This window comes from Cyanobium sp. Maggiore-St4-Cus, assembly GCF_024345615.1.
GTDB classification, from domain to species: Bacteria; Cyanobacteriota; Cyanobacteriia; order PCC-6307; family Cyanobiaceae; genus Cyanobium_A; species Cyanobium_A usitatum.
In genome coordinates this window covers 30,479-51,598 of record NZ_JAGQBL010000007.1, presented here as the reverse complement: position 1 = coordinate 51,598, position 21,120 = coordinate 30,479, and the positions used below count along the sequence as shown (strand labels likewise).

Annotated in this window: 18 protein-coding genes and 1 tRNA gene; 8 read left to right on the top strand and 11 right to left on the bottom strand. The window is 65.3% G+C overall.

What is annotated here, in order from left to right; all coding sequences use genetic code 11:
- Positions 1-17: 17 nt before the first annotated feature.
- The 3 genes from KBY99_RS08225 to KBY99_RS08215 all read right to left on the bottom strand — a co-directional run bounded on the left by KBY99_RS08225 (position 18) and on the right by KBY99_RS08215 (position 4,158).
- Positions 18-1,313, bottom strand: coding sequence for a glucose-6-phosphate dehydrogenase assembly protein OpcA (locus tag KBY99_RS08225; RefSeq protein WP_254998472.1), 1,296 nt, complete (start codon positions 1,311-1,313; stop codon positions 18-20).
- Positions 1,314-1,349: 36 nt separating this feature from the next.
- A complete protein-coding gene (zwf, locus tag KBY99_RS08220; RefSeq protein WP_254998471.1) occupies positions 1,350-2,873 on the bottom strand; it encodes a glucose-6-phosphate dehydrogenase in 1,524 nt (507 codons plus the stop codon).
- Positions 2,874-3,015: 142 nt separating this feature from the next.
- Entirely contained in the window at positions 3,016-4,158 is a 1,143-nt protein-coding gene (locus KBY99_RS08215) for an FAD-binding oxidoreductase (protein ID WP_254961381.1), read from the bottom strand.
- A 240-nt stretch (positions 4,159-4,398) separates the two neighbouring features.
- Between KBY99_RS08215 and KBY99_RS08210 the strand changes: the two genes are divergently transcribed.
- Positions 4,399-4,869 (top strand): SRPBCC family protein, encoded by a 471-nt coding sequence (locus KBY99_RS08210; RefSeq protein ID WP_106633068.1) that lies wholly within the window; start codon positions 4,399-4,401, stop codon positions 4,867-4,869.
- Between the two features lie 93 nt (positions 4,870-4,962).
- Here the strand turns inward: KBY99_RS08210 and KBY99_RS08205 are convergent.
- Both KBY99_RS08205 and KBY99_RS08200 read right to left on the bottom strand, forming a co-directional pair.
- Positions 4,963-5,035: transfer RNA gene (locus KBY99_RS08205), tRNA-Glu, on the bottom strand.
- A 77-nt stretch (positions 5,036-5,112) separates the two neighbouring features.
- Positions 5,113-6,312 (bottom strand): histidine kinase, encoded by a 1,200-nt coding sequence (locus KBY99_RS08200; protein ID WP_254998470.1) that lies wholly within the window; start codon positions 6,310-6,312, stop codon positions 5,113-5,115.
- Positions 6,313-6,401: 89 nt separating this feature from the next.
- On the opposite strand from KBY99_RS08200, the gene KBY99_RS08195 reads away from it, so the two are divergent.
- Genes KBY99_RS08195 through pepN form a run of 3 tightly spaced genes read left to right on the top strand, consistent with a single transcriptional unit; the run spans position 6,402 to position 10,125 of the window.
- Positions 6,402-6,962 (top strand): hypothetical protein, encoded by a 561-nt coding sequence (locus tag KBY99_RS08195; RefSeq protein WP_254998468.1) that lies wholly within the window; start codon positions 6,402-6,404, stop codon positions 6,960-6,962.
- Positions 6,963-7,006: 44 nt separating this feature from the next.
- Positions 7,007-7,462, top strand: coding sequence for a cAMP phosphodiesterase (locus KBY99_RS08190; RefSeq protein WP_254998467.1), 456 nt, complete (start codon positions 7,007-7,009; stop codon positions 7,460-7,462).
- A gap of 5 nt (positions 7,463-7,467) precedes the next feature.
- On the top strand, positions 7,468-10,125 hold the full coding sequence (gene pepN, locus KBY99_RS08185; RefSeq protein ID WP_254998465.1) for an aminopeptidase N: 2,658 nt from the start codon (positions 7,468-7,470) through the stop codon (positions 10,123-10,125).
- Here the strand turns inward: pepN and KBY99_RS08180 are convergent, their stop codons facing one another.
- On the bottom strand, positions 10,126-11,280 hold the full coding sequence (locus tag KBY99_RS08180; protein WP_409996552.1) for a glycoside hydrolase family 10 protein: 1,155 nt from the start codon (positions 11,278-11,280) through the stop codon (positions 10,126-10,128).
- 47 nt (positions 11,281-11,327) lie between these two features.
- The gene (locus tag KBY99_RS08175) at positions 11,328-12,335 is read right to left on the bottom strand and encodes a ribose-phosphate pyrophosphokinase (RefSeq protein WP_254998464.1); all 1,008 of its coding nucleotides are present in this window, start codon (positions 12,333-12,335) and stop codon (positions 11,328-11,330) included.
- 68 nt (positions 12,336-12,403) lie between these two features.
- Between KBY99_RS08175 and KBY99_RS08170 the strand changes: the two genes are divergently transcribed.
- A complete protein-coding gene (locus tag KBY99_RS08170) occupies positions 12,404-12,907 on the top strand; it encodes a hypothetical protein (RefSeq protein ID WP_254998463.1) in 504 nt (167 codons plus the stop codon).
- On the opposite strand, the gene KBY99_RS08165 is transcribed toward KBY99_RS08170, so the two are convergent.
- Positions 12,890-13,903 (bottom strand): LCP family protein, encoded by a 1,014-nt coding sequence (locus tag KBY99_RS08165; protein WP_254998462.1) that lies wholly within the window; start codon positions 13,901-13,903, stop codon positions 12,890-12,892. The genes KBY99_RS08170 and KBY99_RS08165 overlap by 18 nt on opposite strands.
- A gap of 91 nt (positions 13,904-13,994) precedes the next feature.
- Between KBY99_RS08165 and KBY99_RS08160 the strand changes: the two genes are divergently transcribed.
- Positions 13,995-15,191 (top strand): Coenzyme F420 hydrogenase/dehydrogenase, beta subunit C-terminal domain, encoded by a 1,197-nt coding sequence (locus KBY99_RS08160; RefSeq protein WP_254998461.1) that lies wholly within the window; start codon positions 13,995-13,997, stop codon positions 15,189-15,191.
- Positions 15,188-16,714, top strand: coding sequence for a 4-alpha-glucanotransferase (gene malQ / locus KBY99_RS08155; RefSeq protein WP_254998460.1), 1,527 nt, complete (start codon positions 15,188-15,190; stop codon positions 16,712-16,714). Before KBY99_RS08160 ends, malQ begins: the two co-directional genes overlap by 4 nt.
- On the opposite strand, the gene KBY99_RS08150 is transcribed toward malQ, so the two are convergent.
- Together KBY99_RS08150 and KBY99_RS08145 are read right to left on the bottom strand one after the other, a co-directional pair.
- Positions 16,678-17,490, bottom strand: coding sequence for a helix-turn-helix domain-containing protein (locus KBY99_RS08150; protein WP_254998459.1), 813 nt, complete (start codon positions 17,488-17,490; stop codon positions 16,678-16,680). The two genes, malQ and KBY99_RS08150, sit on opposite strands and share 37 nt — an antisense overlap.
- A 128-nt stretch (positions 17,491-17,618) precedes the next feature.
- Complete coding sequence (locus KBY99_RS08145) at positions 17,619-18,350, bottom strand: pseudouridine synthase (RefSeq protein WP_254998458.1); 732 nt, start codon at positions 18,348-18,350, stop codon at positions 17,619-17,621.
- A gap of 70 nt (positions 18,351-18,420) precedes the next feature.
- Between KBY99_RS08145 and KBY99_RS08140 the strand changes: the two genes are divergently transcribed.
- The gene (locus tag KBY99_RS08140; RefSeq protein WP_254998456.1) at positions 18,421-19,437 is read left to right on the top strand and encodes an RpoD/SigA family RNA polymerase sigma factor; all 1,017 of its coding nucleotides are present in this window, start codon (positions 18,421-18,423) and stop codon (positions 19,435-19,437) included.
- On the opposite strand, the gene KBY99_RS08135 is transcribed toward KBY99_RS08140, so the two are convergent.
- Positions 19,422-21,074, bottom strand: coding sequence for a dihydroxyacetone kinase family protein (locus tag KBY99_RS08135; RefSeq protein WP_254998454.1), 1,653 nt, complete (start codon positions 21,072-21,074; stop codon positions 19,422-19,424). The genes KBY99_RS08140 and KBY99_RS08135 overlap by 16 nt on opposite strands.
- Positions 21,075-21,120 lie beyond the last annotated feature (46 nt).

The window sequence follows — 21,120 nt, the reverse complement described above, 5'->3', positions numbered from 1 at the left end:
CTCTCAGGGCAGCGGTCTTAGGGCAGCAGCTTGGCTGCGAGGGGGGCGGCGGCTGCCAGGAGGGGGTTGGTGGAGTCGTGGCCACCGGAGAGCAGGCGGGCCATCTCCATCTCCTCGCTCTCATTGGGCAGGGGCACCACCTCCTCGGCCAGTTCCATGCTCGCCATGCCGCCCGATTCGAGCCGCATGCAGCCGCCCGATTCGGAGCAGAGGATCACGCATAGCGGTGAGCCCTGGCTGCTTTGGCAGATCAGCCGCAGCCCCACCATGGCGCCAGGGTGGGTTTTGGGTACGCCCACTGGCACTGGCATCTGGCGGAAGCGCACGGTTTGGCCGTCGGTGCGCTCGAATTCGGCGCCGATGCCATCGCCCACCCCATCGCCATCCACCGCATAGGTGGAGATCAGGTGCCAGCCCAGCCGGTCGGCCAGCCAGGCCGCCAACAGCAAACCCTTCACCGGGTTGGAGCCCTCCACGTCGAGGTCGAGCTGCACCACGTGGTTGAGGGCATCACGCCGCGAGGGCGGATCAAACACCATCGCCAGGGATTCGCGCCAGCTGCGCAGCCGCAGCCAGTTGAGGTCGTTGATCGGCTGGCCCGCATCGATCCGGGCCACCAGCAGGTCGAGGCAGCGGCGCGGATCCCCCAGCGACGAATCCACCACCAGGCGCCGGGCGCCGGTGGCTAGAGCCGCCATCACCTCAGGGGCCTCATCGAGGCTGCTGTTCCACCACACCCAGCAGGGCAGGTCTGGGGCGATCAGGGGTTGGACCAGATCGAGGTTCTGGCGCAGGGCACCGGTGCCGCCCCTGAGCACCACCACGTCGCCGCAAGCGGAGCCGCCAGCGCCCTCCTCCGGCAGGGGGCAGTAGGCGGCCACCAGGGTTTCTAAGGGCTGGCCGCCGTCGAGGGTGGGGGCCAGGGTGATCAGTCGCCGGGGCATGTGGGCGCTGATCGCCCCTTCCACAAACTGGCCGCGCTGGTCTTCGGCGTGGTGATTGCCGCCAAGCTGGCCGAGCGCCCAGGCCAGCTTGGGATCCATCGGTGCCGTGCTCAGGGGCAAGCCGCAGCTCACCGCCGCAGCGCGGGCCGCCTCCAACACCGTTTCATTGAGTAGGCCCGTGATTGGTCCATCAAGCCGGCCGCAGCGCACCAGCTGCTGCTCCAGCCAGGAGCCCTCCCACACCACCAGGGTGAAGGTGGCGGCGCCGGGGGAGCTGCCCAATTCTCGATCCCAGAGGCGCTCCAGGTAGCCGGGCACCTGGTCGGGGGGTAGGGCGAGGGGGGCCTGGAGGGTGAGCTGGGTCGACATGGGGTCAGACTCGGGATGGGGTCAGGTCAAGAGAAATCAGGGGCGACGCCAGGCCAGGCCGTCTTCGGCCAGCAGGTTGTCGGCGGCGGCAGGACCCCAGGTGCGGGCCTCGTAGGGGTACACGGGCAGCTGGGAGGGGGCGTCCTCGATCAGTTCCAGCAGCGGCGTGTAGAGACGCCAGGCGGCCTCCACCTCGTCACTGCGGGTGTACAGGGTGGGGTCGCCCAGCATGGCGTCGGCCAGCAGGCGCACGTAGCCCTCGTCGCTTGGTTCACCGAAGCTGTTGTCGTACGAGAAGGCCATATCCACCGGCCGGCTGCGCATGCCGGAGCCGGGGGCCTTCACCTCAAATTTGAATTCAGCGCCTTCATCTGGCTGGATGCGCAGGATCAGCTGGTTGGGGGTGGGGGCGCCGCCAGCGGCATCAAACAGGTGCACGGGCGCCTCGCGGAAGGTGAGCACCACCTCGGAGAGCCGCTTGGGCAGGCGCTTGCCGGTACGCAGGTAGAAGGGCACGCCCTGCCAGCGCCAGTTGTTGATGAACAGCTTCATCGCCACGTAAGTCTCCGTGGTGCTTTCCGGGTTCACCCCCGGCTCATGGCGGTAGCCGGCGATTGGTCGGGTGCTGGATCCCCCTGGCCCGTACTGGCCCCGCACGCAACACTTCCAGGGCTCGTCTTCATTGGCTAGGCGCGCCGCTTGCAGCACCTTGGCCTTTTCGTTGCGCATCGACTCGGGGTCGAAGCGTCCCGGTGCCTCCATCGTCGTGAGGGCCAGCATCTGGGTGAGGTGGTTCTGCACCATGTCGCGCAGGGCGCCCGAGCTTTCGTAGTAGCCGGCCCGCTCCTCCACGCCCACGGTTTCGGCCGCCGTGATCTGCACGCTGGAGATGTAGTTGCGGTTCCAGATCGGCTCGAAGATCGTGTTGGCGAAGCGCATCACCAGGATGTTCTGAACCGTCTCCTTGCCCAGGTAGTGGTCGATCCGGAAGATCTGGTTTTCCTGGGCGCAGGTCTGCACCACCCGGTTGAGTTCCTGGGCGCTGCCGTAGTCGCGGCCGAAGGGCTTCTCGATCACCACCCGGCTGCGGCTCGGGTCGCTCAGCAGCCCGGCGGCGGCCAGGGAGCGGCAGCCACTGCCGTAAAAGTTGGGCGACACAGACAGGTAGAAGGTGCGGTTGCCTCGGGTGGCCCGCAGCCGGTCGATGCCCTCTAGCCGCTGGCCCAGCCGCACCACCGAAGGGGGATCCTCCAGATCCACCGGCTCGTAAAACAGCCCGGCGGCAAATTGCTCCCAGGCCACCCGGTGCTCAGCCACCTCTGAGGCCATGGCCTCCGCCATTTTGCCGCGGAATTCCTCATCGCTCCAGGGGCGGCGGGCGCAGCCCAGCACCGCAAATTCACTGGGCAGGCGCCGCTGGCGAAACAACTCAAACAGCGCCGGCACCAGCTTGCGATGGGTGAGGTCGCCACTGGCCCCAAAAATAACCAGGCATTGGGGCGGGATAACCCGCTCCTGGCGGAGTCCTACCCGCAGTGGATTGGTGAGCACAGCGCCCATGAATGCCTGTCTGGTGCCCATGGTTTAACGGGCCTGGCGCCGTCGCCCACCGCTTGCCCCACTTTGTGATGGTTTCTGTGTGGGATTCGCCAAAAAAAAGCCCGCCTTGGGGGCGGGCAGGGGAAGCGGATTTGGCTCGAAATCAATAGGTTTCGACGTGCCAGCGGTCGGCCTTTTTGAGCTGGGGACGCAACTCGGCCCAGTTCAAACCCTTGGCAGTGGCTGCGGCGGTCATCGCCTCGTCGATGCCGGGCTCCATGCCCCGCAGACCGCACATGTAGACGTGGGTCTTGGGATTCTCGATCCAGGAGAAGATCTCCTCGGCGTTCTCGCTGACGCGGTCTTGGATGTACATGCGACCGCCGTTGGCGTTTTGCTGCTCGCGGCTGATCGCCTTGGTGTAGCGGAAGTTTTCGGGAAACTCGCTGGCGTAGCGGTTGAAGTCGTCTTCGTAAAGGAGGTTGGGGGTGGTGGGCACGCCCATCAACAGCCAGGCCTTACCGCGGAAATGCCAGCCGTTCTTCTCCCGCTCGGAGGGCTCAAACATGCGGCGCAGGTAGGTGCGCATCGGCGCGATACCCGTGCCGGTGGCAAGCATGATCACGTTGGCTTCCTCGTCTTCAGGAAGCAGCATCTCCTTGCCCACCGGGCCGGTGATCTTCACCTTGGCGCCGGGTTCGATGTCGCAGAGGAAGGTGGAGCAGACGCCGTTGATCGTCTCGCCGTCCTTCTCGTATTGCAGCTGGCGCACGCACAGCGACACCGTGTTGCCCTCCAGGTTGTCGCCGTGGCGGGTGCTGGCGATTGAGTAGAGGCGCAGCTTGTTGGGCTTGCCGTTGGCATCGGTGCCGTCGGGAATGATGCCGATGCTCTGGCCTTCGACGTAGTGCAGCTGGGGGTCACCACCGGAGAGGTCGAAGGTGATGTGATTCACCCGGCCGATAGCCCCTTCCGCCAGCAGGCTGTAGTTGTCGGTCACTGTGCCGACGAACGGATCCTTCGGCTTGTAAAGGTTGACGGGAACGTCGGCGTGGGACACGGCAGCGGGTTTCGAAGGAGCGGCGTTTGCTTTGGGGGCGGGTGCTGGGCTGGCGCCATCGTCTGCGAGAACGGCGCTGATGCGACCGCCTGTCTGAGCGATTAATTGCATCAGGCCCTGGAGTTGGCCGAATGGCACGGTGAAGCGGCGCTCAGCCTGACGCTGGCGTCTCACCCCGAAGGCTTCCACCACGACGGTGAACATCCGGTTGTCGGACTGGTTGGCGCGACCGGTGGAAACACGCATGCAGACTCAGTCCCCTCAAAAACGGGCTGATCATAGGGAACACGGCCGCAGCGAATTCCCGGCAGACACCGCTAGGTTTGTGCCCCAGCACACTTACGCCGTGCGTCCTTGGCGCAGCTTCTTGCCCGATCAGGTCTGCCCGGCCAACTGGCTGAGCCGGATTTGTTGTCGAATGGGCCTGCGGATTTGACCAATTCCGCCCCAACAGCCATCTGCAGCCTCGACACCATCCAGCAGGAGATGGAGCGTCTGCCCCAGGGCACCAGGCGCCTTGCGGTGCAGTTGCGCCTACCGCTTGATCCCAGCTGGATCTGGTCCGTGCTCACCGATTACGCCAATCTCAATAGCTTTATTCCCAACCTGGCCTCCTCCCGCCAGCTTTGGCGCCGCGGCAATCGGGTGGGTTTGGAGCAGGTGGGCACCCAGCAGTTCTGTGGGCTGCGTTTCAGCGCCAAGGTGGAGCTCGAGATTGAGGAGGATCTCGAGGCGGGCGAGCTGCGTTTTTGCATGTGTCGCGGTGATTTCCGCCGCTTTGAAGGCTGTTGGCAGATCGGCCGCACTGGTGAAACCACCCACCTGCTCTACGAGCTCACGGTGCAGGGCCGGCCCGGCATGCCGATTGGCTTGATCGAGCAACGTCTGCGCGAAGACCTGGCCAACAACCTGCGCGGAGTGCAGCGAGAGGCGGAACGCCGCGCCGCCCAATCCTGATTAAACAGGAGTTGTATTCCTGATTAAACAAGAGTTGAACTAAATAACCCTTCTCTTTTGCCCATTGGGCATTAAAGGAGCTGGATTTGTGTATACCCCCAAGGGGATTCGAACCCCTGTCGCCTCCGTGAAAGGGAGGTGTCCTAGGCCTCTAGACGATGGGGGCGAGGCCACAACGCTGTAGGGCGTTGATGTATTGGAAGCTACGGGGCAGGGGGACCCTTCGTCAAGGAGAGCAGCGCTTCAGGGCCTGTTCTCAGTGGGGGCGACGCGACGATCAGGGCCCCTTGGCGTCAGCGCGGGTTGGACCTGGCCGCTCCAGACCGGCACGCTGACGTGGAAGCAAGCACCCTCGCCGGGTTCCGACACAACCCAGATGCGCCCCCCGTGCACCTCGGCGATGCGGCGGCACACCGATAGGCCCACGCCGTAGCCAGAGGTGGTGCCGGAGGTTTGGGGCAGGCGCACCCGATCCAGAAAAATCCGTTCCTGCTCCGCTTTGGGGATACCCGGCCCGGTGTCGCAAAAGCTCACCTGCACCCACTGGTCGGTGCGGTGCAGCAGGGTCAGGTGCACCCGGCCCCGGTCCGGGGTGAACTTGAGGGCGTTTTCCAGCAGGTTCAGCAATACCTGGCGCATGCGGCGCTGGTCGGCGAACACATCTGGCAGGTCGGCGGGGATGTCGGTGATCAGCTCTAGGTCGCGGCCGATCCAGAGTTTTTCCAGCTCCAGGATCGCCTCGGCGGCCACCTTGCCCAGCGCCAGGCGCTGGGGATTAAAGAGGGCCTCCCACCGGGTTGTACCCACCTCCAGCAGGTCCTTGGAGAGTTCCTGGATGTCGTCGAGGCGGCGGGTGAGTACGTCGCGGAAGCGGGTCTCGTCGATCTGGCCGAGGGTGTGGCTCTGGAGAGCGAGCTTGGCAGCCGTCAGCGGCGTGCGCAGCTCATGGGCCACCATCCGCAGCAGGCGTTCCTGCACCCCAAGGCGCTCGGTCAGGGTTTCGTTTTCCTGGCGCAGCACCAGCAGCTGGTCTTCCAGCTGCAGCTCGCGCTTGGTGCGGCTGCCATCAATTTCAGCGGGCCGCAGGCTCATGCCCAGGCTAGTAACCACCTCCATCTGCTGCCAGCGCGGCAGCCAGCTGCGCAGCTTCTGGGTGATGGCATTGCCGGCGATCACCTGCTTGGGCAGGGGGTCGAGCTTCACCAGGGCCGGGGTGGCCACCAGCCGGTGCAGCTCCAGCAGCTGGGGTTGGTGGCCCGGATCGGCGATCTCCAGGCTCACCTTGAAAGCGCACTCCTCGCTTTTGAGGAACTGGATCAGGTTGCGTAGGTCCTGGCTGGCCAGGTGGTAGCTGGTGGCGACAAGCAGCAGCTTCAGTTCGGGGCGTTCGGTCGCTCCGTCGTTGGCGACCTGGGCGGCCGTGGTGGGGTGATCGGCGCTCACGTGGCCAACCCTATGGGGAATTGGCCAGAGCAGCTCGATTTCGCTATGACTAAATAAACCAATGCCGTGCGCCCTAGGGCCGGGATGTCATGAGCATGCCTTCAAATTCCAGTCCAGTGGCGCCGCGCCCCAGGATTCAGCTCGACAGCAATACAAGGCGCTGGTTTGCCCGCAACCTGGGCCTGTGGCGCTCGCGCCGGCTGTATTTATTTGAGGATGGGGAGGCGCTGCGGCTCGACATGATGCTGCGGGTGGAGATATTCAGTGAGCCGCTGGAGGGTGATGCGGCCTATCGCTTCACTTGGTGGCCCGAGCAGGAGTTTGGCTTCTTCGAGAAAAAGCCCCGCTACGTGCCCACTGGCACCATGGAGGCCAATCTCTGCGGTCACCAGCTCAGCCGCAGCTCCGGCTACTTGAGCGGCGATCCCGCCACAAGTCAGATCCGCCAGGTTGATGAGCACGAGCTGATTTTTGAATCCCACTACCAGGAGTGGCACATCCTTGAGCACACTCGCCTGGTCGACCAAGACCGCTACCGCTCCCGTTCGATCTACTCCTGGAAGAACGGCGCTCTGGATGTGGCTGAAACCCACCACGAGATCAGAGTTGAAGAAGCGGGGGCGCCCATCCCGCACGACGCCCTGCCTTGATGCAGCAGCATGCAGTCAGCAATTTTTCTTTTCCGGTGTTCCTGATGCCCCGTAGTTTTCTGGCTCCCCTGCTGGTGCTTCCCCTGCTGCTGGTCCCGGCAGCAGCCCTGGCAGCTCCAGCCACTGAGGCGGAAATGAACCTCTACACCCGGATTGCAGCCGTAAACGTTTGCATTGCCCGGGGGGCAGGGGTGCCCTTCGATAAAGCGGTGGGCATTGCTGGCGAAACCATCGCCCAGCTGATTCAGGGCCAGCACGATGGCGTGATCAGCCAGGTGGGAGCTAAGCCGCTCAGCATCGACGACCTGCGCAAGGGATCGATCAACTCGGCTGTCCTCGGTGCCGCTGAGATCTGCCCCAAGGAGGTGCCAGCAGATGTGATGGCCAAGGTGCAGGACGCCATCAAGCAGTCGCCCGATGCCAAGCCAGCAGCGAAGCCAGCCACCCCCAAGCCCGTCACCCCTCAGCCCGCCACACCTAAGCCCAATACCACTAAGTAATTCCCATGCCGCTCGTGCGCCTCGCCGATTACCGTCCGGCGCCGTATCTGCTTGAGCGCACCGATCTGACGGTGCAGCTCCACTCCGGCCACACCGAGGTGATGGCCCAGCTGGCCTTCGTGCCCAATCCGCTGGCCCAGCCGGGACCGTTGGTGCTCCAGGGCGTCGACTTGGAGCTGCTGGAATTGCGTCTCGATGGCGAGCTCCTGCCGGCTGAGGCCTTTGAGCTCAGCGCCGACCAGCTGGTGATCACCCAGCCTCCCGCTGGGGTTTTTCAGCTGCAGAGCCGGGTGCGCATCCACCCGGAAACCAACAGCACCCTTGAAGGGCTCTACGCCAGTGGCGGGCTGTTCACGACCCAGTGCGAAGCAGAGGGATTTCGGCGCATCACCTTTCACCCCGACCGCCCCGATCTGCTCAGTCGCTTTCAGGTGCGGATCGAAGCCGATCGGGCCAGCTGTCCGGTGCTGCTCTCCAATGGCAACTGCATCGAAACCGGCGACCTCGACGCCGGGCGCCACTTCGCTGTTTGGGACGACCCTTTCCCCAAACCCTCCTATCTGTTTGCCCTGGTGGCTGGCCAGCTTGAGGAGGTGAAAGACAGCTTCACCACCGCCAGCGGCCGCGCCGTGGCCCTGCGCATCCACGTGGAACCCGGCGATGCGCCTTACACCGCCCACGCCATGGCGTCCCTGAAACGCTCGATGGCCTGGGACGAGCAGCGCTACGGCCTCGAATACGACCTCGATGAGTTCAACATCGTGGCGGTGCGTCACTTCAATATGGGCGCGATGGAGAATAAAAGCCTCAATATCTTTAATTCCAAGCTGGTGCTGGCTGACGCCGAAACCGCTACCGATGGCGAGCTTGAGCGGATCGAGAGCGTGATTGCTCACGAGTATTTCCACAACTGGACAGGTAATCGCATCACCTGCCGCGACTGGTTCCAGCTTTCGCTTAAAGAAGGCCTAACAGTGTTTCGCGACCAGAGCTTCACGGAAGATATGCATGGTGCGGCATTGAATCGCATCGAAAATGTTTCGATGTTGCGTAATAGCCAGTTTCGTGAAGACGCTGGCCCCACTGCCCATCCCGTGCAGCCTGATGCCTATCAGGCGATCGACAACTTCTACACCACCACGATCTACGAAAAGGGATCGGAACTTATTCGTATGTTGCACACCCTGCTGGGTGAGGAGGCGTTTATGCGGGGGATGGCGCTCTATGTGAGCCGCCACGACGGCACCGCCGCCACCTGCGAAGACTTCGTGCAGTCGATGCAGGATGCCGCCCCCGTGCCGCCGCCCTTTGATTTCGCCCAATTTCGCCGCTGGTATCACCAGGCCGGCACGCCGCGGCTGCACATCCAGCGCCACTGGGATGGCGAAACGGGCGTGCTCGAGCTGCAGGTGCAACAACACACCCCAGTGACACCCGGCCAGAGCGACAAGCAGCCGCTGGTGATTCCCCTCGCCCTGGGGCTGCTGGGTCAGGGCGGCGAATCCCTCCCCGTGCGGATCGAGGGAGAAACAGACCCAGCCCGACTAGCTGGAGATGGCACCCGCCTGCTGGTGATCGACCAGCCCCAGCAGAACCTGCGCTTGGTGGGACTCCCTCGCCAGCACCATCCCCCGGCCCTTTCTCTACTGCGCCATTTTTCAGCGCCGGTGATCCTGGAAATGGGCCGGCCCACCGCCGAGTTGGTGCACCTGCTGGCTGCCGATAGCGATCCTTTTGCCCGCTGGGATGCGGGCCAGGTGCTGCTGCGCCAAGCCGTGCTGGCCCGCGCCGCAGGCAGCGCCGATGGCCTGCTGGAAGAGGAGCTGATCGATGCCTTCGGCCGGATCCTGGCCGATCCCTCCCTATCCGAGGCCAGCCGCAGCGTGTTGCTGGCCCTGCCAGGTTTGCCCGAGCTGGAAGATGCCGCCGTCGCCGTTGGCGCTGAGCCCGATCCGCCGGCCCTGTTTGCGGCGCTGCTTGCCCTGCAGCAGCGTTTTGGTGCGGCCTTGGCCGTGCCCCTGACCGCTGCCCTGGAGCGATGCACTCCCCAGTGGAGCCTGGCCTGGCCCGCTGGTAACGGCGATCGCCTGCTTACGGGCACCGTGTGGAGCTGGCGGGTGGCCGCCGGTGATGCTCAGGTTGCGGCGGCCGCAGCGGCGGCGGTGCAAGGCCCCTCGATGACCCTGGCCCGCGCTGGCCTCAGGGCCCTGCAGTGCCATCCGATCGCTGAGCGCCAGCAGGCGCTGGAAGCTTTTTACCAACGCTGGCAGCACAAGCCGGTGATCCTTGATGCCTGGTTTGCCTTAGAAGCATCTGCGCCCTTTGCCGATGGCCTGGAGCGGGTGGCTCGCCTGCTGGAACATCCCCGCTTTGATCCCGCGGCGCCCAATTCGGTGCGGGCCGTGCTCGGGGGGCTCGCCGGTAATACGGCGGTGTTCCATGCCGCCGATGGCTCCGGCTACCGCTTCATGGCAGCTCGCATCGCCGATCTCGACCAGCGCAACCCGATCACGGCCTCGCGCCTGGCCAAGGTATTTAGCCGCTGGCAGAGCTACGGACCAGTCCGTTCAGCCGCGATGCACGCAGCCCTCGAGCAGCTGGCGGCAGCATCTCTCTCCCCCAACACCGGTGAGGTGGTTAGTCAGTGCCTGGGCGCAAACTAATCAGCGCAGGTAGCTCTGGTGCAGCTGGCGAAAGGCAGCTTGGCGGTAGGCAGCCCCCTCAGGCCCGGCGTGCAAACCCCAAAGGCCCTCCCAATAGAAATAGATCACGCCATGGCCCCGCTGCAGCGACAGCTGGGCTTTCTGGGCCAGGGTCGCCATGGTTGGGGTACGGCCACCGAAGCCCGCCAGGATGCCGATCTCCACAGGCATGCCCCAGCTGCGCGCCTTCACCAGAGCCGGTTGGTTGAGGTCCTTTTCGAAGCCCTTCACCGAGTGGGCGTAGTTCTGCACGACGAGGTCGTCGATCAGCTCGCCCAAGGACCAAAGCTCCCAGTCCTGCAGCCAGTGGTTGTAAGCAAAGCGGAAGGGGCCCGGCGAGAGGCTGATCACCGTGCCAGAGGGCTTGAGCTGGCCCCGCAGCTCCCGCAGCAGGGCGGTGAGCTGCTGACGCCGCCAGCGCATCCAGGCCCGATCCGTGTGGTCGTCTGGCGGCTCCCGGCCCGTGGCCGCTCGGAATAGTTCGCGGCTGTAGGGGTCGTAGCCCAGCTCCACCGGCCAGGCGAAGTGGTCGTCGAGTTGGATGCCATCGACGCTGCAGCGCTGCACGATCTCGCCGATCAGGCCAAGAAAGCGCTGCCGCACTCCGGTGTGGGCGGGGTTGAGCCACACCATTGGCTTGCCGTGCATGACCATCTCAGTGCTGCCATCCCGGCGCTGCAGCACCCAGTCGGGGTTTTGGCGCACCACGGCAGCGTCGGCCGGCTCCATCAGGCCGTACTCAAACCAGGGGATCACCTGCAGGCCGCGGCGATGGGCGGCCTTGGTGAAGCGGCAGATCGGATCGAGGTTGGGGTTGGCCTTCTCCAGGGCCGGCTCCATCGGCGCGTGGCGGGAGCGGTGGAAGGTGGTGCCCCGGCTCCACACGTTTGGATAGAGGGTATTGAAGCCCGCTTCTGCCAGCTCCTGCACCGCCCGATCGATGCGGGCGGGGTCGTAGTAGAGGGGGCTGGGGCTATTGGTGAGCCACACGCCGATGCGCCGAGGCGGAGCTGGCTGCGTTTGGGCCAGCAGTGGAGCGTTGGCAGCCCAAGGCAGGGTGAGCAAAATGCTCGCCGCAGCTGGCAAAAAAGCCTTTAAGCGGGCAAAACGACGCAACTTCACCGGAACTGCCCTCAGCGGATCTGGTTTCAGCGGAGCTGCTTTCAGCGGAACATCGAGCTCACCGAGCTCTCCTCGTGGATGCGCCAGATTGCTTCGCCGAGCATCTTGGCCACCGAGAGCACTTGCAGCTGGGGGAAGCGGTCTTCATCGCGGCGGGGAATGCTGTTGGTGACAAGCACCTCCTCGAACAACCCAGGCTCCGACATCCGCTCGATTGCCGGTGGGGAAAACACCGCATGGCTGGCGCAGGCCAGCACCCGGGTTGCCCCCCGCTGCCGCAGCAGCCGGGCACCGGCACAGATCGTGCCGCCGGTGTCGATCATGTCGTCGATCAGGATTGCGGTCTTGCCCACCACATCGCCAATCACGGTGAGGCTTTCGGCCACGTTGTGACCGGAGCGACGCTTGTCGATGATCGCCAGGGGAGCGTCATTCATCTGCTTGGCGAAGGCCCGGGCCCGCGCTACCCCGCCCACATCCGGGGACACCACCACCACTTCGCCAAGGTCGCGGGTGCGCAAATAGTCGACCAGCACCGGCGAGCCATAGATGTGGTCGCAGGGGATGTCGAAATAGCCCTGGATCTGGGCGGAGTGCAGGTCCATGGCAAGCACCCGATCCACCCCTGATTTAGCCAGCAGGTTGGCAACGAGTTTGGCGGTGATCGATTCCCGTCCGGCGGTCTTGCGGTCGGCACGGGCATAGCCGTAATACGGCACTACTGCGGTGATCTGCCGGGCCGAGGCCCGCTTGCAGGCATCCACCATGATCAGCAGCTCCATGAGGTGATCGTTCACCGGGGCGCAGGTGGGCTGGATCAGGAAAACATCGCAGCCGCGGATCGACTCCTGAATCTGGATATAAAGCTCGCCGTCTGCGAAGCGTTTGATCACCCGCGGCCCATCTGGCACGCCCAGATAGGTGCCAATTTCTTTAGCTAGTGCTTGGTTGGCGGTGCCACTGAACAGCCGCAGCCTCCGGGTGTCGTGATTCGACTGGCTCGCGCTGCCCTGGGGTGCCACGCGATCAGCGGTCAGAAAACTGGTCACGGCGGGCGCTAACGCGTCGGCTGAAACCTGATGGTAGAAGCGAGCCCCCCCACCCAGTACAAAAATCCATGACTCTTTCCCTGTCTGGTCGGCAACGCCCGTTGGTGCTGGTGGGAGCCGGTGCAGCGGCTGCGGTGGCGGCGCTGCAAGCAGAGGCGGGGCCACCGCTGGCCTCTGCCCTAGGCCTGCCCTGGGGCAACCCGCTCGCAATTGAGCAACCGCCCCAATCGCTGGCCTCCCTGGCTGAGCAGGGAGCAGGCCTGGTGCCCTTGCCGCTTGATCCCGGCCTGGTGTTGCAGGGATTCGGCCACTGGGCCGAGGCCCTTGGTGCCTGGCGCCAGCCTGTGCTGCTGCTGCTGACGGCCGAGCAGCTGCAGACGGGCCTGCCGGCGGCGATGGCGGCCCTGCTGGCCCAGTGGCAAGTGCCCTTGGCCGGGCTGGTGCAGGCCGGTGGCCCCTGGCAGCCAGACCTGCGCCGCGGCGATGGCCTGCCCTGGTTGGGAACCCTGGAGGAGCCTTTTGACCTGGCCCCTGCTTTGGCCCTGCGATGGGAGCTATTGCTGAGCCGTTGAGTTAGTCGCTGCCGGCCAGAGGGGCTCAGGGGCGCTGCTGCTGATCTCGCGCAGGCTCAGTTTGGTCCCCCGGCTGCTGTTGGGTTCCTGTTCCGGTTCGGGTGCCGGTGCCGGTTCGGGTGCCGGGGCAAGGGGCAGGCTGGTGAATTGCACGCTCTCGGCCTGGTCTAGGCCAGCCGCCAGCAGGCTCAGGGTTTCTGGCTGGCTCAAGTTGGTGACAACCCCCTGGTTGTTGAGTGATTTGAGCAAATTGGCAAGTTGGCCCAGCTGTTCCGGCATGGCCAGCTCCCGCAGCAGGCTGCGCACCACCAGCGTCTGGTTGTCCTGGCGACTCTCCTCAGGCCTGTCTGGATCGCGGTAGCGCACCAGTTGCTCCACCTGGTTGCCCTTGAGCCGTTGGAGCCCGCCCTGAAGGTTGATGCTGAAGCGCTGGCTCTTGTCGTTGTAGCGAAGAGCCAGGGTGGGATTGGCCGCGATGCTGCCGAGGCCATCCACCAGGCTGCGCAGGTTGGAGCGGCCCAGCACCAAAAAGCGCGCTGGCTGGCCCGAGTCGAGGCCTACCAGGTTGCGCACCGCATCAGCGGTGAGGGCTACGCCGCCGATGCGATACAGGCTGCCGAGACTCTGGGGGCGTTTCTGGCCCGGTAGTTGCACGGCCAGGTTGGGCGGCAGGCTGAGCACCTGCAGGGGCCCCTGGGGATTAACCCGCACCAGCAGCAGGGCATCGGCGTTGGCTGCCCCACGGGGAGCGGCCTTGTTGAGCGGATCCCCGGGACGCTCGCTGTCGAGGCCGATCACCAGCAGGGTGATGCTGCGGCTAGGGGGCTTGGCCAGGTCGGCTGGCGTCAGCTGCTGCACCGGTTCTGTGGCACGGTCGCCTATGGGCCAGAGCACACCGATCAGACCCGCGCCCATGGCCATGCCTACGGCTACCGCACCCAGCCGCAACAGGGTGGCTCCCCGGCGGGGTTGGCTTGGGGCGGAACGTCGGGCCATAGGGGCTTGTCGGCAAACCACTTTGGCCCAAGCCTCAACGCCTTGCACCCGATAGGTTGTGGCGGCGCAGATGCGATGGGGAAATCCGCTGATGGCTGCAAGTGCTCCCCATGAGCGCGCCCGGCCCCTGGCCAAGGGCAGCGTCTATCCAGCCAAAGATCTATGCAGCCAGTGCGGTCTGTGTGACAGCCGCTGGGTTGCTTACGTGAAAAACAGCTGCGCCTTTCTGGAGCAGCGCTTTGAGGCTATGGAGGCTGCGGCCCATGGCCGTAGCCGCGACCTCGACAACGAGGAGGAGCTTTATTTCGGGGTGCAGCAGCGCATGCTCACCGCCCGGCTCCAGCAACCGATCGAAGGGGCCCAGTGGACCGGGATCGTCAGCCGCATCGGTGTGCGGGCCCTAGAAACTGGCTTGGTCGATGCGGTGCTTTGCGTTGGCCAAAGCGAGGAGGATCGCTTCACGCCCGTGCCCCGCCTCGCCCGCACCCCGGAGGAGGTGCTCAGCGCCCGGGTGAATAAGCCCACCCTGTCCCCAAACCTGGAGGTGCTGGAGCAGCTGCCCGGCAGCGGCATCCGCAAACTGCTGGCGATCGGCGTGGGCTGCCAGATCCAGGCCCTGCGGGCGGTGCAACCCACCCTGCCCCTCGATGAGCTCTACGTGCTGGGCTTGCCCTGCGTAGACAACGTCAGCCGAGCGGGCCTGCAGACCTTCCTCGACAGCACCGTCAGCTCGCCAGAGACGGTGGTGCACTACGAGTTCATGCAGGACTTCCGCATCCACTTCCGCCACAGCGACGGCCGCGAGGAAACGGTGCCCTTCTTTGGGTTGGACACACCCAAGCTCAAGGATGTATTTGCTCCGAGTTGTTTGAGCTGTTTCGACTACACAAACGCTGGCGCCGATCTGGTGGTGGGCTACATGGGCGCGAGCTTCGGCCGCCAATGGCTCACGGTGCGCAACCCCAGGGGCCAGCTGCTGCTGGATCTGGTGGAGGAGGAGCTTGACGTGGCCCCTGTTACCTCCAGTGGTGAGCGTTTTGCGGCGGTGCAGCAGGGCATCGAGGCCTACGACAAGGCCCTGAAGCTGCCCATGTGGCTGGCCAACCTGATTGGTTTGGTGGTGCAGCGGCTAGGGCCGAAGGGCCTGGAATATGGCCGCTTTTCGATCGACTCCCACTTCACCCGCAACGCCCTCTGGTTGCGGCGTAACCACCCAGAAAAGCTCGAAGCCCACATTCCGGCGTTTGCCAAGGCCATTATTAGTCGATATCGGCTGCCGGCCTCGTGAATCAGGCCCACCGCCACGCCGGGGTGCTGCTGCACCCCACCTCCCTGCCCGGTAAGGGTGGTTGCGGCAGCTTTGGCCAGGCTTCCCACGATTGGCTTGACCTCCTCGGTCGCCATCGCATTGGCGTTTGGCAACTGCTGCCCCTTGCTCCCCCCGACGGCACCGGTTCGCCCTACAGCTCCCCTAGCGGCTCGGCCCTCAACCCCTGGCTGCTGGATGGTGAGCGGTTGCGGCAGGAGGGTTTCCTGGAGCCCCATGACTTAGAGGCCCTACCTGGAGCTGCGATGGCGGCCGGGCCGATGGATTTGTCTGTGGTTGCGGCCCGCAGTACGGCTCTGGGGGAGGCCCTGGCCCGCCGCTGGGGTGCCCAGCCGGCAGAGCAGCAACGGGCTTTTGCCCGCTGGCGGCGCGGCCAACGGCGCTGGTTGCCAGACCACGCCCTATTCATGGTGATCCGCCGGCTCCAAGGCGGCCAGCCCTGGTGGCAGTGGCCGGCGCCCCTGGCCCAGCGTCAGCGCCGCGCCTTAGCGCGAATTGCTACCGAGCGCGCCGACTGGCTGCTGCAGGAGCAGCTGCTTCAGTGGCAGCTGCAGCGCCAGTGGCAGCAGCTGCGCCGTCAGGCAAGCCAGGCCGGCGTGCAGCTGCTGGGAGACCTGCCGTTTTATGTGGCCCACGACAGCGCCGATGTCTGGGCCCACCGCTCCTTGTTCTCCCTGCGCTCCGATGGCTCGCTCACGGCCCAGAGCGGCGTGCCGCCCGACTACTTCTCGGCCACCGGCCAACTCTGGGGCACCCCTGTTTATCGCTGGCCCAGACACCTGCTCAGCGGCTTTAGCTGGTGGCTGGCCCGCCTGCAGCGCCAATTCGAACTGTTTGACCAGCTGCGGCTCGATCACTTTCGCGCTCTGGAGTCTTTTTGGAGCGTGCCCGGTGATGCACTCACCGCCGAAAACGGAAGCTGGCGCTGGTTTCCAGGCTGGCCGTTGCTGGCCTTGCTCTGGCTGCGCCGCGGCAGGCACCTGCCCCTAATTGCTGAGGATCTTGGTGTGATCACCCCAGCGGTGGAGGCCCTGCGTGATGGCTTCGGTTTGCCAGGCATGAAGATCCTGCAGTTCGCCTTTGATGGCGACTCCACCAATCCCTACCTACCAGCCAACATCCGCGGTCGCCGCTGGGTGGTGTACACCGGCACCCACGACAACGCCACCAGCGTTGGCTGGTGGCAGAGCCTCGGTGACGACGCCCGTCAGCGGCTGGCCGAGGCGGTGGGTGCCCCCATCACGGCGCCGGCCTGGCAGCTGCTGGAGCTGGCACTGGCCAGTCCTGCCGACCTAGCGGTGGTGCCCCTTCAGGATCTGCTGGAGCTCGATGACCGGGCCCGCTTCAATACCCCAGGCACCAGCTCGGGCAACTGGACTTGGCGCCTGCAGCAGCCGGTGCCCAGCCTGGACGGGGCCCTGCAGGGCTATGGCGCTATGGCGGCGAGCTACGGCCGGGCTGCGTCTGCTGGTGAGCTGAACTGACCGGGCTGGCCCTTGACTGGCTGCAGGGGCGAGCCGTTCCAGCTCACTAGATCGCCGGCGCTGGGTGGAGGGATGAGGCTGAGTCGGAAGCTGCCACTGAGGGGCAGGCTGATGCTGCCGCTGCTGTTATGCAGGTTGGTGCGAACTCCGCTGGCGCTCTCCAGCGTGAGCTGGCTGGGCTGGCTTAATTGCAGCTCCAGCACTCCGGCCTCTGGAATTTGGCTTGGCTTTGCCCGCCGCAGTTGCCCAACCCCCTGGCCCCTGGCGGCCAGCTCCAGGGGGCGCAGCTCGGGATAAAGCTGCAGTAGGGCTTGATCAGGCCGCGGCGGTTTGGCCTGGTCAGCGGCAGGCAGGGGCGAAATCGGCCGTAGCGCCAGCAGCCCCCGGGCTGCCAGTTGCTGCTGCTGCAGGTTCAGCGCGTAGATCAGTCCCAGGGTTAGTAGGCCGTAGAGCAGGGTGCCCTGCCAGGTGGTGAATACATCGATTGAGCCCGGCGTGAAACGACGCAGCAGGGGCTCTCGCCTTTGGCCCTGGAAACGGCGGTGTTGCTCGCTGCTGGGCAGCGCCGTTTCCAGGCTGCCGGATGGCAGCTCTAGGTGTCGCTCGATCAGCGGCACCATGGTGCGCAGGTAGGTGGCTTCCGGTAGACGGTCGCGCCAGCCTCGCTCTAGGGCCTCCAGCACTGCCGCGCTGATGCGTGTTTGCAGAGCGAGGTCCCGCAGGCTCAGGCCCCGTTCCTCGCGCCGCAGCCGCAGCCGCTGGCCTGCTGCCAGCAACGGATCAGCCGGAGCCTCGGCAGGCCCACTTGGGGCCGCTGATTGACTAGGGCGCCACCAGCGGCCAAAGCGCCACCAGCGGCCGGGGCGGCCTCGCGGGCGCTTTGGTGGCAGCGGGGTGGAGGGGCTCAGGGTGGGGGCGTGGGATTAAGCAGTTGCCATTCTTGGCGATCGAGGCGCCGCCAGCGACCTTCGGGCAATGCGCCCAGCTGCAGGGGGCCGATTGCAAGCCGCTGCAGATCGAGCACGGGGTGGCCAAGGGCCTCGGCGGTGCGCCGGATCTGACGGTTGCGTCCCTCTCCCATCCGCAGTTCGATTTCGGTTGCCTGGGGGCGCCTTTGAATCAGCACCAGCCCCACCGGTTGGCTGGCCTGGCCATCAAGGGGCACTCCGGCAGCCCAGCGCTCCAGCACCCGGTCCTCCGGTTGGCCCTTCACCCACACCCGGTAAGTCTTGCGGTGGCCGTAGCGGGGATGGGTGAGCCGCAGGGTCACCTCCCCCTGGTTGCTCAGTAGCAGGGCGCCGCGGCTGTTGGCATCGAGCCGGCCCACCGGGTGGAGTCCACTGCCGTGGCGCAGTTCGGCTGGCAGCAGGTCCAGCACGGTGGTTCGCCCCTCGGGATCGTGGCAGCTGCAAACCACTCCCACCGGTTTGTTGAGCAGCAGCAGTAGGGGCTGGGGCCGGGCCGCCAGGGGCTCTCCCCGCACGGTGATGCGATCGCGCTCGGGGTCGGCCCGATCGCCCAGCTGGGCCACGGCACCATTTACCTGCACCAGGCCTTGGTCCAGCAGCTGTTCTGCCTGTCGACGGGAGCAGAGCCCGGCGTTGGCTATCAGTTTTTGCAGCCGTTCAGTGGCCATGCCACCCATGTTCGCCCTTAAAAAGAATGGTAGGTTTGCGAAACCAAAGAGTTTCGTAAACCGGCTCGCCATGTCCGCCCTGCCCGCTCTTGGCTCCAGCCCCAGTGCCGGTGCTGCCTCGGCCCAATCAGGTGGCGACCTGGTGCGTAGCTACCTGCGGGACATCGGTCGAGTGCCGCTGCTATCTCATGAGCAGGAGATCACGCTGGGCCGCCAGGTGCAGGAGCTGGTGGGTTTAGAGGAGCTGGAGCAGGAGCTGGAGGTGCGACTGGGCAACAAGCCAAGCCAGGCGGAGTTGGCCCAGGCTGCTGGTCTGAGCGCGCCATTGCTTAAGAAGCGCTTGCAGGCGGGCCGGCGAGCGAAGGAGCGGATGGTGGCTGCGAATTTGCGGCTGGTGGTGAGTGTGGCTAAGAAGTACACGCGGCGGAATATGGAGCTGCTGGACCTGATCCAGGAGGGCACGATCGGTTTGGTACGCGGCGTTGAGAAGTTCGACCCAACCCGTGGCTACAAATTTTCAACCTATGCGTATTGGTGGATTCGCCAGGGGATCACGCGGGCAATCGCTGAGAAGAGCCGGACGATCCGGCTGCCAATCCACATCACCGAAACGCTGAACAAACTGAAGAAGGGTCAGCGTGAACTGAGCCAGCTTCTGGGGCGCACGCCGACGGTGACGGAGCTTGCCGAAGCGGTGGAACTGCCAGAAGAAGAGGTGAAGGATCTGCTGTGCCGTGCGCGCCAACCGGTGAGCTTGGAGACGAAGGTGGGCGACGGTGATGACACCGAACTGCTGGACCTGCTGGCAGGAGATGCGGAACTGCCGGAGGAGCGGGTGGATGGAGAGTGCCTAAAGGGCGACCTGCGAGCGCTGCTGGAGCAACTGCCGGAGCTGCAGGGGCGGGTGCTGAAGATGCGCTATGGCATCCCCTGCGCCGACAACCCTGAGGGTGGCGAGCCGATGAGCCTCACCGGTATCGGCCGCATCCTCGGCATCAGCCGTGATCGGGTGCGCAACCTGGAGCGTGACGGCCTGGCCGGCCTGCGCCGCATCAGCGATGCCGTAGAGGCTTACGTAGCAGGTTGAGCCTGGGTTGCTGCGATCAAGCAGTAGGCCAGCGACATGGCACCAGGGTCTGGATGTCCCAGGCTGCGGCTGCCATGGGGGCGTGCTCGCCCCAATTTTGGCAGCATTTCTGCGGTTGCTTTAGCCGCCACTAGGCAGGTTTCCGCAGCGTTCTGCAGGGCTTGATCGAGGGCCACTCCGGCCTGCAGCTCCGAGCGCAGCTGTAGGCAGTAGGGCTGGAGGGCATCCACCATGGTTTTGTCGCCGGGAACCGCCTTGCCGAGGCCGACCACGGCCTGTAGGGCGGTGTCGAAAGCTACTGCAATCTCCGTAGCTCCAACTTCACTTGCTTGAGCTATCGAGTTGCCGGCAGCCAGCAGGGCTCCACCCCATAGGGCTCCGGAGGTGCCACCGCCGTGGTCAGACCAGGCTTCTCCTGCTTCCATCAGCACTTCCCCGGTGCTGCAGCCCCGGGTGCAGGCGTTGATGGCGCTCTGCCGGGCGCCCCGAATGCCCCGCAGCATTCCGAGGCCATGGTCACCATCGCCGGCCACGGCATCTAGAGCCCCGAGTTCCTCAGCCCGCTGCTCCAAGGCCTTTTCCACCGCCTCGAAGCGGGCCAGTAGGGCGTTTTGGGCCTGGGGGAGTGGGGTAAGGGCGCCCCGGCGGTAGGCAGCACTGTCGGCGGGGGCGCTCCAGAAGCCTTCCAGTTCTGCATCCAACCAGCAGAGGCTGAGGGACACCCCGGCCATATCCAGGCTGGTGACCAGCTCGCCGCACTCACAGTCGGCCAGCACCACCCCTCTGGCCAGGAGCTCCTGGTTCACTGCGCCGAAGAGCACAAACAGCTCCTCGTATTTGAAGCTGCCCAGCCCGTTCAGCAGCACCACCAGCCGTTGCTGGTCCTCGGGCACATCCGCTGGCCGTTCCGCCAGCAGCCGTTCCACGAGTAGGGCCGCCAGGCTGTCGGCATCGGTGAGGGGCCCTTCCGACAGGCCGGGTTCGCCGTGCAGCCCCATGCCAATGGCCATGCGGCCGCTGGGCACTTCAAATAAAGGCTGGCTGGCTCCCGGCAGGGTGCAGCCACTGAAGGCCACCCCCAGGCTGCGGGTGCGCCCATTGGCTTTGCGGGCCAGCCGCTCCACCTCGTCGAGGGGCAGTCCGGCTTCGGCGGCCGCACCTGCCACCTTGTACACAACCAAGCCACCGGCAATGCCACGCCGCAGTTCCGGTTGGTCGATGGGGGCGCTGGCGATGTCGTCAGTGACCGTCACGATGCGCACGTCGATTCCCTGGCGGCGCAGCCTTTCGGCTCCGAGCGTGAAGTGCAACACGTCTCCGGCGTAGTTGCCGAAGCTCAGCAGCAGGCCTGCTCCCCGTTCCACGGCCGATCCCACCCGCAGCACCTGACCTGCCGAGGGCGAAGCAAAGATGTTGCCGCAAACGGCCCCGGCGGCCAGACCCCGGCCCACCAGGCCGGCAAAGGCTGGATAGTGGCCTGAGCCGCCGCCCACGACGACACCCACCTGGCCTGCGGGGATCGGTGCTAAGCGGATCACGCCGCCATCGGTGCGCTGAACGTGGCGGGGATGGGCAGCTACAAAGCCGTCGATGGCTTTGCTGGCGAAGTCGGAGGCGTCTGTAGGCAGGTAGCTCATGGCTTCAACTTATTCAGGCCCGTTTGGCCAAGCTACAAACGTTCAC

What these genes read in the sequence shown, in the direction of transcription:
- KBY99_RS08215 (WP_254961381.1), bottom strand. Translation starts at nt 4,158, where the DNA reads ATGCGTGTTTCCACCGGTCGCGCCAACCAGTCCGACAACCGGATGTTC.
- zwf (WP_254998471.1), bottom strand. Translation starts at nt 2,873, where the DNA reads ATGGGCGCTGTGCTCACCAATCCACTGCGGGTAGGACTCCGCCAGGAG.
- KBY99_RS08140 (WP_254998456.1), top strand. Translation starts at nt 18,421, where the DNA reads ATGTCCGCCCTGCCCGCTCTTGGCTCCAGCCCCAGTGCCGGTGCTGCC.
- KBY99_RS08195 (WP_254998468.1), top strand. Translation starts at nt 6,402, where the DNA reads ATGAGCATGCCTTCAAATTCCAGTCCAGTGGCGCCGCGCCCCAGGATT.
- KBY99_RS08160 (WP_254998461.1), top strand. Translation starts at nt 13,995, where the DNA reads ATGGCTGCAAGTGCTCCCCATGAGCGCGCCCGGCCCCTGGCCAAGGGC.
- KBY99_RS08170 (WP_254998463.1), top strand. Translation starts at nt 12,404, where the DNA reads ATGACTCTTTCCCTGTCTGGTCGGCAACGCCCGTTGGTGCTGGTGGGA.
- KBY99_RS08165 (WP_254998462.1), bottom strand. Translation starts at nt 13,903, where the DNA reads ATGGCCCGACGTTCCGCCCCAAGCCAACCCCGCCGGGGAGCCACCCTG.
- KBY99_RS08190 (WP_254998467.1), top strand. Translation starts at nt 7,007, where the DNA reads ATGCCCCGTAGTTTTCTGGCTCCCCTGCTGGTGCTTCCCCTGCTGCTG.
- KBY99_RS08225 (WP_254998472.1), bottom strand. Translation starts at nt 1,313, where the DNA reads ATGTCGACCCAGCTCACCCTCCAGGCCCCCCTCGCCCTACCCCCCGAC.
- KBY99_RS08145 (WP_254998458.1), bottom strand. Translation starts at nt 18,350, where the DNA reads ATGGCCACTGAACGGCTGCAAAAACTGATAGCCAACGCCGGGCTCTGC.
- KBY99_RS08210 (WP_106633068.1), top strand. Translation starts at nt 4,399, where the DNA reads ATGGAGCGTCTGCCCCAGGGCACCAGGCGCCTTGCGGTGCAGTTGCGC.
- pepN (WP_254998465.1), top strand. Translation starts at nt 7,468, where the DNA reads ATGCCGCTCGTGCGCCTCGCCGATTACCGTCCGGCGCCGTATCTGCTT.
- KBY99_RS08135 (WP_254998454.1), bottom strand. Translation starts at nt 21,074, where the DNA reads ATGAGCTACCTGCCTACAGACGCCTCCGACTTCGCCAGCAAAGCCATC.